This window comes from Micromonospora chaiyaphumensis (assembly GCF_900091435.1).
Taxonomy (GTDB): Bacteria; Actinomycetota; Actinomycetes; order Mycobacteriales; family Micromonosporaceae; genus Micromonospora; species Micromonospora chaiyaphumensis.
In genome coordinates, this window is record NZ_FMCS01000005.1 from 467921 (window position 1) to 479384 (window position 11464).

The following is an 11464-nucleotide window of genomic DNA, read 5'->3' on the forward strand; positions in this document are numbered from 1 at the left end:
ATGCCGGACGCGGTGCGCGTGCTCCTGGTGGACGACCACCCGATCTTCCTGGACGGGCTGTGCACGGCGCTGGACGGGCTGCCCGGGATCGAGGTCGTCGGCACCGCCGCCGACGGCGAGACGGCCCTGCTCGCGGTCGGGGAGCTGCGCCCCGACGTCGTGCTGATGGATCTCGCCATGCCGGGCATCGGCGGAGTCGAGGCCACCCGGCGGATCACCGCCCGGGGCGACGCCGCGGTGCTCGTGCTGACCATGCACGCCGACGACGAGTCGGTCTACGCCGCCATCCGCGCCGGCGCCGCCGGTTACCTGCTCAAGGGCGCCGCCCGGGGCGACGTGACGCGGGCGGTGGCCGCCGTGGCGGCCGGCGAGGCCGTCTTCGGCACCGAGATCGCCCAGCGGGTGCTGCGCTTCTTCGCCGAGGGCCCCCGGTCACCGTCGGCCCGGCCGTTCCCGGAGCTCACGCCCCGGGAGATGGAGATCCTCGACCTGGTGGCGCACGGGCTCGGCAACCAGGCGATCGCCCGCCGGCTCTCCGTCGCCCCGAAGACCGTCCGCAACACCGTGTCGACCATCCTCGGCAAGCTGCACGCGGCCGACCGGGGCGAGGCCGTGGCCCGCGCCCGAGCCGCCGGGCTGGGACAACTGCCAGGCCGACCGGCAACGACCTGAAGGCCATCCTCCGGGAACCGGCCGACCCGGGGGGAGGTGTCACCCGGGGCGGCTGGAAGAATCGCCTTCCGTGAAGACGTTCGAGGAGTTGTTCGCCGAGCTGCAGGCCAAGGCCGCCGCCGGCGCCCCGGGCTCGGGCACGGTCGCCGCCCTGGAGAAGGGCGTGCACTTCATCGGCAAGAAGGTCGTCGAGGAGGCGGCCGAGTCGTGGATGGCGGCCGAGCACGAGGGCCCGGAGCGGGCCGCGGAGGAGATCTCCCAGCTGCTCTACCAGGCCCAGGTGCTGATGCTCGCCACCGGTCTCGAGCTGAAGGACGTCTACCGACATCTCTGAGTGCCCCGTCCGCTGATCACCTCGTCGATCGAAGGAGCACTCCCATGCTGCGTGTCGCCGTACCCAACAAGGGCGCCCTGGCCGAGTCGGCCGCCGGGATGCTGCGCGAGGCGGGCTACCGCCAGCGCACCGACCCGAAGGACCTGGTCTGCCGGGACGAGCCCAACGACATCGAGTTCTTCTACCTGCGCCCCAAGGACATCGCCACCTACGTCGGCTCCGGCGACCTGGACGTCGGCATCACCGGGCGGGACCTGCTGGTCGACTCGGGCGCGCCGGCCGAGGAGGTCGTCGACCTCAACTTCGGCCGGGCCACCTTCCGGTTCGCCGCCCGCCCCGACGACGTGGACTCGGTGCAGCAGCTCGGCGGGCACCGGATCGCCACGGCGTACCCGGGGCTGGTCGAGCGGCACCTGGCCGAGCTGGGCGTCAAGGCCGAGGTGATCCGGCTGGACGGCGCCGTGGAGAACGCCATCCGGCTCGGCGTGGCCGACGTGGTCGCCGACGTGGTGGAGACCGGCGCCACGCTGCGCCAGGCCGGCCTCGTGGTCTTCGGTGAACCGCTGCTGCGCTCCTCGGCGGTGCTCGTCCGCCGGGCCGGCGCCCCCGGTGGCGCCCAGCAGGAGCAGCTGCTGCGCCGGCTGCACGGCGTGCTGGTCGCCCGCCGCTACGTGATGCTCGCCTACGACGTGCCGGCCGGCCTGCTGGACCGGGCCAGCTCGCTCACCCCGGGCATCGAGTCGCCGACCGTCTCCCCGCTGCACCGGGAGGGCTGGGTGGCCGTGCAGGCCATGGTGCAACTCGACGACGTGCACCGGATCATGGACGAGCTGTACGAGCTGGGCGCCCGGGCCATCCTGGTCACCAACATCCACGCCTGCCGCCTGTGAGGCCGCTGCCGGTCCCGGCCGCCCTGACCGTGGTCGTCCTGGGCGGGGTGGCCTCGGCCGCGCAGGGCGTGGTCAACGCCGAGCTGGGGGAGCGGGCGGGCGACCCGCTCGTCGGCGCCATGGTCAACAACCTCGGCGGTTGCCTCATCGTGCTGCTCGGGCTGATCACGGTCCCGGCCATGCGTGCCGGGCTGGCCGGGCTGCGCCACTCCGGCCTGCCCTGGTGGGCCTACCTGGGCGGGCTGGGCGGCGCCGCGATCGTGGTGATCGGCCCGATCGTCGTGCCGGCGCTCGGGGTGGCGGTCTTCACGATCGCCCAGGTGGCCGGGGGCAGCCTCGGTGGGCTGGCCGTCGACCGGGCCGGCCTGGCCGCGACGGGCCGGCTGCCGCTCACCGCGCCCCGGGTCGTCGGTGCGCTGCTCGGGATCGGCGCGGTCACCATGGCCCAGCTCGGCCGGCCGGTCGGCGACCTGGCGGTCGGGCTGGTGCTGCTCTCGGTCGTCGGCGGCCTGGCGGTGGCGCTGCAGTCCGCGCTCAACGGCCGGGTCGCCGCCGCGATCGGGCCGGCCGCCGGGCTGGCGCTGAACTTCGCGGTCAGCACCACGGTGATCGCCGCGGTGGCGGCGCTGGCCGGAGCCCTGGCCACCCGCCCGAACTGGCCCGCCCAGTGGTGGCTCTACGTCGGCGGCCTGTTCGGCGTCGGCATCGTCCTCGCCCTGCTGGTCGGGGTCCGCGCCGCCGGGGTGCTGCGCACCGGCCTGGCGCTGGTGGCCGGGCAGCTCGGCGGGGCCCTGGTGCTGGACGTGGCGGTCCCCGGCGGGCCCGGCGTGCGCCTGCCGGTGCTGGCCGGCGCGGTGCTCACCGGGGTGGCCGTGGTGGTGGCCGGCGTGCGGCGGCGCGCCCCGCGCCGTGTGGCGGCGGAACGCGAGCCCGAGCCGGATGGCAGACTGGTCCCGTGAGCGATTCGGTGGTGACCGTGCGGCCGCGGCGGGTCCGGGTGGTCTGCTGGGCGTCGGCCGTCACGCTGCTGGTGGTGTTCAGCCTGGTGGCCACCTCCCTGACCGGCGCGACCGGCGACGGCTACGGCAGCTTCCAGCGGGGCGACCAGCTCGCCATGGTGGGTCTGGGTGTCTTCGGGGCCCTCGGCTTCCTGCTCTTCACCCGTCCCCGGGTGGTGGCGGATGTCCGGGGTGTCCGGGTTCGCAACGTGATCAGCTCCTACGAGCTGCCGTGGGAGGTGATCCGCGGGGTCCGGTTCGACCGGGGCGCCCCGTGGGCCAGCCTGGAGCTGCACGACGACGACCTGCTGCCGATGGTCGCGCTCCAGGCCGCCGACAAGGAGCGGGCCGTGGAGGCCGTCCGCGCCCTGCGCCGCCTGCACCAGGCCCACCTGGCCGCCCTGGCCGGTGACCCGGCCGCCCCGCGCTGACCCGGTTTGGGGCGGGCTGGGCCGAGGGTGTAGTGTTGCGGGGTCGACCAGACTGCCCTGCGGGCGGTCCTGAAGCGGAGCGCCTGCTCCCACCCGAGTCGCCCCCGTAGGTGGCCGGGTCCCGGTCTCCCGGTTCCGGGCACGTCCCGGTCCCGGATGCGCGATCCTGTGATCGTGCCGACCGGTCGAGTGGGCCCTGGCATACGCCGGGGCCTTCTGCTTTCCGGGTCGGCTCCCGTCCGGGAGCCCGCGGAGTCGGCACCGTAGGAGACTCGACTCGAGGAGGCCCCATCAGCGTCGAACCACGCGTGAACGAGCAGATCCGGGCACGTGAGGTCCGACTGGTCGGCCCTGAGGGTGAGCAGGTGGGCATCGTCCCGCTGGAGCGCGCCCTGCAGCTGGCCGCGGACGTCGACCTGGACCTGGTCGAGGTTGCGCCGATGGCGCGCCCGCCGGTGTGCAAGCTCATGGACTTCGGCAAGTTCAAGTACGAGAGCGCACTGAAGGCGCGCGAAGCGCGGCGTAACCAGCAGCAGACCGTCATCAAGGAGATGAAGCTCCGGCCGAAGATCGACCCGCACGACTACGAGACCAAGAAGGGTCACGTGGTGCGGTTCCTGAAGGCGGGCGACAAGGTCAAGGTGACGATCATGTTCCGCGGTCGCGAGCAGAGCCGCCCGGAGCTGGGTTACCGGCTCCTGCGCCGGCTCGAGTCCGAGATCACGGACCTGGGATACGTCGAGGCCGCGCCGAAGCAGGACGGCCGAAACATGATCATGGTTCTCGCTCCGCACCGGGCCGTGAAGGCCTCCGCGGTCGCCGCCACGGCGTCCCGCGGCGGGCCCCGCGACCGCGCGGCGGAGGAGTCGGCCGCCCCGGCAGGTGGCGAGACCCCGGCGGCCGGCGAGACCGCAGCAGCCGGTGAGACCGGCCCGACCGCTGACACCAGCGGCCAGTAACAGGGAGAGACGTTCCACATGCCGAAGATGAAGAGCCACACGGGTATGGGCAAGCGGGTCAAGGTGACCGGCAAGGGCAAGATCGTTGCCCAGCAGGCCGGCCTCCGTCACAACCTGGAGAAGAAGGCCTCCACCCAGACCCGGCGGCTGACCGGCACGGTCGAACTGGCCAAGGCCGAAACCAAGCGAATCAAGAAGCTGCTCGGCCGCTGACGCGCGCCACCTGAACCGAAGAAGGAGTTGAGATGGCACGCGTCAAGCGGGCTGTGAACGCCCAGAAGAAGCGTCGTACCCTGCTGGAGACCGCGAGCGGCTACCGCGGTCAGCGCTCCCGGCTCTACCGCAAGGCCAAGGAGCAGGTGCTGCACTCGATGCAGTACTCCTACCGGGACCGTCGCGACCGCAAGGGCGACTTCCGGCAGCTCTGGATCCAGCGGATCAACGCGGGCGCCCGGGCCAACGGCCTGACCTACAACCGGCTGATCCAGGGCCTGCGCCTGGCCGGCATCGAGGTCGACCGCAAGATCCTGGCCGACCTGGCCGTCAACGACGCCGCGGCGTTCGCCGCGATCGTCGAGCTGGCCCGCGCCGCCGTGGCGGCCGAGGGCACCGGTGGCGCCGCGGCCCAGGCCGCCTGACCCACCCGTACCAAGCAGATCGAGGCGTCTCCCATGCCGTCAGCACCGCACGGGAGGCGCCTCGACGCTGTTCCCGGCCCGTTCACCCCGCGTACCCCGCGGGTGGTCGCCGCCCGCCGGCTCCAGCGCCGGCGGGACCGGGAGGCCACCGGCCGGTTCCTGGCCGAGGGTCCGCAGGCCGTCCGCGAGGCGCTCGCCCGCGCCGGCACCGTGGTCGAGCTGTTCGGCACCCCGGCCGCCCTCGACCGGCACGCCGACCTCGCCGCGCTGGCGGCCCGGGCCGACGTGCCGGTCTCCGAGGTCACCGACGAGGGGCTCGCCGCGCTCGCCGAGACGGTCGCGCCACAGGGCCTGGTGGCCGTCTGCCGGCACCTCGACGTACCCCTGGACACCGCCCTGGCGCGCGGGCCGCGCCTGGTCGCGGTGCTCGCCGAGATCCGGGACCCGGGCAACGCCGGGACCGTGCTGCGCACCGCCGACGCGGCCGGCGCCGGCGCCGTGGTCTTCGCGGGCGACGCCGTCGACCCCTACAACGGCAAGTGCGTGCGGTCCTCCGCCGGCAGCCTGTTCCACGTCGACGTGGTCCGCGCCACCGACCCGGTCGCCGTGGTCGCGGCGCTGCGGTCCGCCGGGCTCACCGTCCTGGCCACCACGGGGTACGGCGACAGCGACCTCGACGACCTCGCCGACGCGGGCCGGCTGGCCGCCCCGACCGCCTGGCTCTTCGGCTCCGAGGCGCACGGGCTGCGCGAGGAGCTGACCGCCGCGGCCGACGCCCGGGTCCGGGTGCCGCTGCACGGGCGCGCCGAGAGCCTGAACCTGGCTGCGGCCGCGGCCGTCTGCCTGTACGCTTCAGCCAGAGCACTGCGCCGACCCGCGGGTCCGCGCGGCCACACAGCAGGGGAGTCAGCCGGATGATGAACGCGCCTCGGCGTTCGTTTAGCCAGCCCGCCGGTGTCGGCGGGCGGCGGGCCTGACCCTTCCTCCTGCGCGATCTCCCACCGGCGGGCTGCGGCGAAGCCGCGCGTCCGTAGACTCGCCTAGCCGCCCGTGAGGGCCGGCGCCGCCGTGAGGGAGTGCCAGCACGCCATGAGCTACCGCAACGATCCGTACGACCCGAAGCAGGTCGCCCTGCTCGACCCGGACGCCCTGGCCGCGGCCGTGGCCGACGCCGAGAAGGCGTTCGCCGCCGCCGCCGACCCGGACGCGCTGACCGCGCTGCGCCCGGCGCACCTCGGGGACCGGTCCCCGGTGTCGCTGGCCCGCCGGGAGATCGGCGCGCTGCCGCCGGCCGCCAAGTCCGACGCCGGCAAGCGGGTCAACGAGGCCCGCCGGGCCATCGAGACCGCCTACGCGGCCCGGCAGGAGGTCCTGGAGCGCGAGCAGGCCGAGCGGGTGCTGGTCGAGGAGCGGGTCGACGTGACCCTGCCCTACGACCGTCGGCCGCGCGGCGCCCGCCACCCGCTGAGCACCCTCATGGAGCAGATCAGCGACCTGTTCGTGGGGATGGGCTACGAGGTGGCCGAGGGCCCCGAGGTCGAGCTGGAGTGGACCAACTTCGACGCGCTGAACATCCCCGCCGACCACCCGGCGCGCGGGCTCATGGACACCTTCCACATCGCCCCCTCGGAGGGCGCGGAGGGTTCGGGCCTGGTGCTGCGCACCCACACCTCGCCGGTGCAGGCGCGCACCATGCTGACCCGCAAGCCGCCGATCTACGTGGTGGTGCCGGGCCGGGTCTACCGCACCGACGAGCTGGACGCCACCCACGCCCCGGTCTTCCATCAGGTCGAGGGCCTGGTGGTCGACAAGGGCATCACCATGGCACACCTGCGCGGCACGCTGGACCACTTCGCCCGGGCCATGTTCGGCGAGGGCGCGAAGACCCGGTTCCGGCCGCACTACTTCCCGTTCACCGAGCCGTCCGCCGAGTTCGACGTCTGGTTCCCGGAGCACCGGGACGGTCCGCAGTGGGTCGAGTGGGGCGGTTGCGGCATGGTGAACCCGCGGGTGCTGCGCGCCTGCGGCATCGACCCGGAGGTCTACTCCGGATTCGCCTTCGGCATGGGCATCGACCGGACGGTGATGTTCCGGCACGGGGTCAGCGACATGCGGGACATGGCCGAGGGCGACGTGCGGTTCACCCGCGCGTTCGGGGTCTGACGGTGCGGGCACGAGTTACGGAGACGGTGGTTTAACAGTCATGCGAGTTTCTGTCAGTTGGCTGCGGGAGTACGTCGACCTCCCGGCCGACCTGCCCGCCGGCGACCTGGAGCAGGCTCTGGTCGACCTCGGCATCGAGGTCGACTCCGTGGTGGACCTGCGGGAGACCGTCACCGGGCCGCTGGTGGTCGGTGAGGTGCTGGAGATCGAGGAGCTGACCGGCTTCAAGAAGCCGATCCGGTTCTGCCGGGTGGACGTCGGCGCCGCCAACGGCACCGGCGAGCCGCAGGAGATCGTCTGCGGTGCGCGCAACTTCGCCCAGGGCGACCGCGTCGTGGTGATCCTTCCCGGCGGCGTGCTGCCCGGCGACTTCCACATCGGCGCGCGCAAGACCTACGGGCGCAACTCCAACGGCATGATCACCTCGGCCAAGGAGCTGGGCCTGGGCGACGACCACTCGGGCATCATCGTGCTGCCCGAGGACACCCCGGCCAAGCCCGGTGACGACGCCCGCCCGGTGGTGGGCCTCGACGACGTCGTGGTCGAGCTGGAGATCACCCCGGACCGGGGCTACGCGCTCAGCGTCCGGGGCATCGCCCGCGAGCTGTCGCACGCCCTCGGGGTGCCGTTCCGCGACCCGGCCGACATCCCGGCCCCCGGCGCGACCGCCGAGCCGGCGTACCCGGTCGAGGTGCGCGACACCGTCGGCTGCGACCGGTTCGCCGCGCGGATGGTCCGCGGCGTCGACCCGACCGCGCAGACCCCGGGCTGGATGTCCCGGCGGCTCACCGTGGCCGGCGTCCGCAGCATCTCGCTGCCGGTCGACATCACCAACTACCTGATGCTCGAACTCGGCCAGCCCATGCACGCCTTCGACGCCGACCGGATCAGCGGCCCGCTGGTGGTCCGCCGCGCCGAGGCGGGGGAGAAGCTGACCACGCTGGACGGTGTCACCCGCACGCTGGTCCCCGAGGACATGGTGATCTGCGACGACACCGGACCGATCTCGCTGGCCGCGGTGATGGGCGGCGAGACCAGCGAGGTCGTCGCCAGCACCACCGACGTGCTGTTCGAGGCGGCGCACTGGGACCCGGCCATGGTCGGGCGCACCGCGCGGCGGCACAAGCTGTTCAGCGAGGCGGCCAAGCGCTGGGAGCGGGGCGTCGACCCGGCGTTGCCGCTGGTCGCGCTGGAGAAGGCGGTCCGGCTGCTCACCGAGCACGCCGGCGGCACCGTCGGCACCGAGATCCTCGACCTCGACCATGTCCGGCCGCGTACCCCGGTGACCCTGCCCGTGGACCTGCCGTCGCGCCGGGTCGGCGTGGCGTACCCGCCGGAGCGGGTCGTGGAGCTGCTGGAGCAGGTCGGCTGCGCGGTCACCCGGGGCGCCGACCGGCTTGGCGACGACCCGGGCGAGACCGGCGTCGCCGCGGCGGCGGGCGGTGACGTGCTGAGCGTCACCCCGCCGACCTGGCGGCCCGACCTCACCGACCCGGCCGACCTGGTCGAGGAGGTGGTCCGCCTCGACGGCTACGACCGGGTGCCGTCGGTGCTGCCCACGGCGCCGCCCGGCCGGGGCCTCACCGCGCCGCAGCAGCGCCGCCGGGCGGTCGCCCGGTCGCTCGCCGAGCGCGGGTACGTCGAGGTCCTGGCGCATCCGTTCGTCTCCGCGGAGCTGGCCGACCAGCTCGGCCTGCCGGCCGACGACCCGCGCCGCCCCGCGGTGCGGGTGGCCAACCCGCTGTCCGAGGAGGAGCCGCTGCTGCGCACCACGCTGCTCGGCCCGCTGCTCGGCATCCTCCGGCGCAACGTCGGCCGGGGCCAGCGCGACGTGGCGATCTACGAGATCGGCGTGGTGTTCCACCCGCGTCCCGGCGCGGGCGCCCCCCCGGCCATGGGCGTGGACCGGCGCCCCACCGACGAGGAGTTCGCCCTCGCCGACGCCGTGGTGCCGGACCAGCCGCGGCACGTCGCCGTGGTGCTGACCGGGGAGATGGAGCCGACCGGCTGGTGGGGCGCGGGCCGCGCGGCCGGCTGGGCGGACGCCGTCGAGGCGGGCCGGACGGTGCTCGCCGCCGCCGGCATCCCGGCCGACCGGGTCACCGTGCGGGCCGCCGAGCGCGCCCCCTGGCACCCCGGCCGCTGCGCCGAGCTGCTGGTGGACGGCACCGCCGTCGGGTACGCCGGTGAACTGCACCCCACCGTGGTGGCCACGCTGGAGCTGCCCCGGCGGACCAGCGCCATGGAGCTGAACCTGGACGCGCTGCCCGAAGCGCCGGTGGTGTCCGGTCCGGCCGTCTCCACCTTCCCGCCCGCCCTCATCGACGTGGCGCTGGTGCTGGACGAGTCGGTCCCGGCCGCCGAGGTGGAGCGGGCCCTCGCCGAGGGGGCCGGCCCGCTGCTGGAGGACGTCCGGCTCTTCGACGTCTACGCGTCCGAACAGCTCGGCGCGGGCCGCCGGTCGCTGGCGTACAAGCTGACGTTCCGGGCCCCGGACCGGACGCTCGCGGGCGAGGAGGCGGTGGCCGCCCGCGACGCGGCGGTGGCCGAGGCGGCCCGCCGCTTCGGCGCGACCCTGCGCGGCGCCTGACGACGGAACGGACGGGCCCCACCCATTACGGGTGGGGCCCGTCCGCGCGCTCAGCCGGTGTACGGCAGCGTGATCCGGGAGGAGTCGCCGACGCCCAGCGTGGTCGGGGTGCCGCCGATGGCGTTCCACACCTCGACCCGTACCGTGCCGCCGGTCAGGTCGCCGAGGGTGCCGGTGGCCGAGCGCAGCCCCTGGGTCTGCCGGTAGTGCTCCCAGCCGGGCACCGGGTCGGTGGCGAAGTAGGCGTACGTCTCCACCCGGTCCCAGCCGCCGTCGCCGGTGCGGTCGTACGAGACCCGTACCTGGACACCGTCGCCCACCGCCGTGCCGGCGTCGACGGAGAGGTCGAAGGCGGTGGCCCCGCCCGTCCACCGGGCGGTGACACCCCGCGCCGTGAAGACGTGCGGGTTGGTGGGTGTGCCGTCGTGGTTGCCCCCGGCGGCCGCCAGGCTCACGGTGCCGGGCGCGCCGGTGGCCGGGTCGAGCCCGCCGCCGGTCCGCAGGTAGCGGGTGGCGCTGAACGGGCCCGGGGTGGCCGTGGTCGACGGGCTGGGCGTGGGGCTGGGACCGCCGCCGGGGCCGAACGGGCTGAGCGTGATGCCGGCGGACCGGGGATCGCCGTCGTGCACCAGCGACTCCTGGGCCAGCACGTCGTCGAAGGCGAACCCGTACGCCTTCCCGTCGGCCATGTTGGCGTGCACGATCCGCGAGTAGTGGTTGGTCAGCGTGCCGCGGTAGAAGTCGGCCGGCCCGCCGGAGGGCTGCAGGTCGAGGGTGCCCAGCGTGGAGCGGTGCAGGGCGGCGCACAGGGTCCGGGCGATCGGGCCCACCACCAGGTCGTTGGGGGCGGCCAGCGCGCCGTCACAGCCCCAGACGTCCGCGCTGGACGGCCGGCGGAAGGTGGCCACCTGCCGGCCGCTGCCGTCGGTGAAGGCCAGCACGTCGCCGCTGGTCCGCCCGTAGTAGCGCACGCCCGGCTGGTCGGTGAAGGGCGCGACGGTCAGGGTCCGGGTCGCGTACGCCTGCCAGGCCGAGGCGATGTACGGGTCGAGGTAGGTGCGGCTGAACAGACCGGCGTCGGCGGCCTTGCCGGGGGCGAGCACCCGCAGCACCGTGCCGTCGGAACGGGTCTGCACGGCGCCGCTCCAGCCCGACTGGGCGCGGATCGCGGCGATGACCCTGTTGCGCCCGTCGTCGACCGGTTGCCCGGTGCGCCGGGTGGTCCCGGTGGCGCCCGTGACGCTCACCGCGTGGGGCACGGCGAACATGTCCACCTGTGAGCTGTTGAGCCAGAGCCCGGCGTCGTTGTAGGTGAACTCGGACCAGTCGAACAGCAGGTCCCGGTTGGGGTCGCCGGCCGCCCAGGGCGCGGGCTGGACCAGGCCGTCCGGGGTGAGGAAGAGCTTGAGCTTGGCACCGAAGGAGAAGTAGACCCGGCCGGAGAGGTTGCGGGGCAGCCGCAGCACCGTGCTCGCACCGTTGGCCGGGCCGGGCACGGCGACGTCCGGTGCGGGGGTGGGCGGCAGCCCGCCGGCCGGCCAGGGCGTGAAGGCGCCGCCGGCGGTGACGTAGCCGAGCCGGCCGGTGGCCAGGTCGGTGCCGAGGACGTACAGCCAGGTGGGCTCGGTGCGGCCGGTGGCGTTGGTGACGGTCAGCGGGAGCAGGGCGGGACCGGTGGCGCGCGCCAGCGAGGCGGCCGCCACCGCGCCGGTGGTGGCCAGCGCGAGCGCGAGCAGGGCGCGCAGCAGTGTCCTGGGGGTGGGCACGGGAGACTCCTTCCACCCGCCGC

The 11464-nt window shown here is 74.6% G+C and carries 12 protein-coding genes; 11 read left to right on the forward strand and 1 reads right to left on the reverse strand.

The annotated features are described in order from the left end of the window. From GA0070214_RS16745 to pheT, 11 genes are all read left to right on the forward strand, one after another. Entirely contained in the window at nucleotides 1-672 is a 672-nt protein-coding gene (locus tag GA0070214_RS16745) for a response regulator (protein WP_167364280.1), read from the forward strand. Nucleotides 673-742: 70 nt separating this feature from the next. Further along, nucleotides 743-1006 carry a phosphoribosyl-ATP diphosphatase gene (locus GA0070214_RS16750; RefSeq protein WP_091263821.1) on the forward strand — a complete coding sequence of 88 codons (264 nt, stop codon included), beginning with the start codon at nucleotides 743-745 and terminating at the stop codon, nucleotides 1004-1006. A gap of 44 nt (nucleotides 1007-1050) precedes the next feature. Then, nucleotides 1051-1896, forward strand: a complete 846-nt coding sequence (hisG, locus tag GA0070214_RS16755; protein WP_091263823.1) for an ATP phosphoribosyltransferase — start codon at nucleotides 1051-1053, stop codon at nucleotides 1894-1896. Then, nucleotides 1893-2855: a DMT family transporter gene (locus tag GA0070214_RS16760; RefSeq protein ID WP_091263825.1), complete on the forward strand. Its 963-nt coding sequence runs from the start codon at nucleotides 1893-1895 to the stop codon at nucleotides 2853-2855. The genes hisG and GA0070214_RS16760 overlap by 4 nt, the downstream gene beginning before the upstream one ends. After that, complete coding sequence (locus GA0070214_RS16765; protein ID WP_208602799.1) at nucleotides 2852-3325, forward strand: PH domain-containing protein; 474 nt, start codon at nucleotides 2852-2854, stop codon at nucleotides 3323-3325. The genes GA0070214_RS16760 and GA0070214_RS16765 overlap by 4 nt, the downstream gene beginning before the upstream one ends. Before the next feature lie 308 nt (nucleotides 3326-3633). Then, a complete protein-coding gene (infC, locus tag GA0070214_RS16770) occupies nucleotides 3634-4284 on the forward strand; it encodes a translation initiation factor IF-3 (protein WP_091263828.1) in 651 nt (216 codons plus the stop codon). An 18-nt stretch (nucleotides 4285-4302) separates the two neighbouring features. Then, the gene (gene rpmI / locus GA0070214_RS16775) at nucleotides 4303-4497 is read left to right on the forward strand and encodes a 50S ribosomal protein L35 (protein WP_091263830.1); all 195 of its coding nucleotides are present in this window, start codon (nucleotides 4303-4305) and stop codon (nucleotides 4495-4497) included. Between the two features lie 32 nt (nucleotides 4498-4529). Then, nucleotides 4530-4922, forward strand: coding sequence for a 50S ribosomal protein L20 (gene rplT / locus GA0070214_RS16780; protein ID WP_091263835.1), 393 nt, complete (start codon nucleotides 4530-4532; stop codon nucleotides 4920-4922). A 33-nt stretch (nucleotides 4923-4955) separates the two neighbouring features. Then, a complete protein-coding gene (locus tag GA0070214_RS16785; protein ID WP_091263837.1) occupies nucleotides 4956-5840 on the forward strand; it encodes a TrmH family RNA methyltransferase in 885 nt (294 codons plus the stop codon). A gap of 171 nt (nucleotides 5841-6011) precedes the next feature. Continuing rightward, nucleotides 6012-7085: a phenylalanine--tRNA ligase subunit alpha gene (gene pheS, locus GA0070214_RS16790; RefSeq protein WP_091263839.1), complete on the forward strand. Its 1074-nt coding sequence runs from the start codon at nucleotides 6012-6014 to the stop codon at nucleotides 7083-7085. A 40-nt stretch (nucleotides 7086-7125) separates the two neighbouring features. Continuing rightward, nucleotides 7126-9675, forward strand: coding sequence for a phenylalanine--tRNA ligase subunit beta (gene pheT / locus GA0070214_RS16795; protein ID WP_091263842.1), 2550 nt, complete (start codon nucleotides 7126-7128; stop codon nucleotides 9673-9675). A gap of 50 nt (nucleotides 9676-9725) precedes the next feature. Here pheT and GA0070214_RS16800 read toward each other — a convergent pair whose 3' ends face one another. Continuing rightward, nucleotides 9726-11441 carry a beta-1,3-glucanase family protein gene (locus tag GA0070214_RS16800; RefSeq protein WP_244167736.1) on the reverse strand — a complete coding sequence of 572 codons (1716 nt, stop codon included), beginning with the start codon at nucleotides 11439-11441 and terminating at the stop codon, nucleotides 9726-9728. Between the last annotated feature and the right edge of the window lie 23 nt (nucleotides 11442-11464).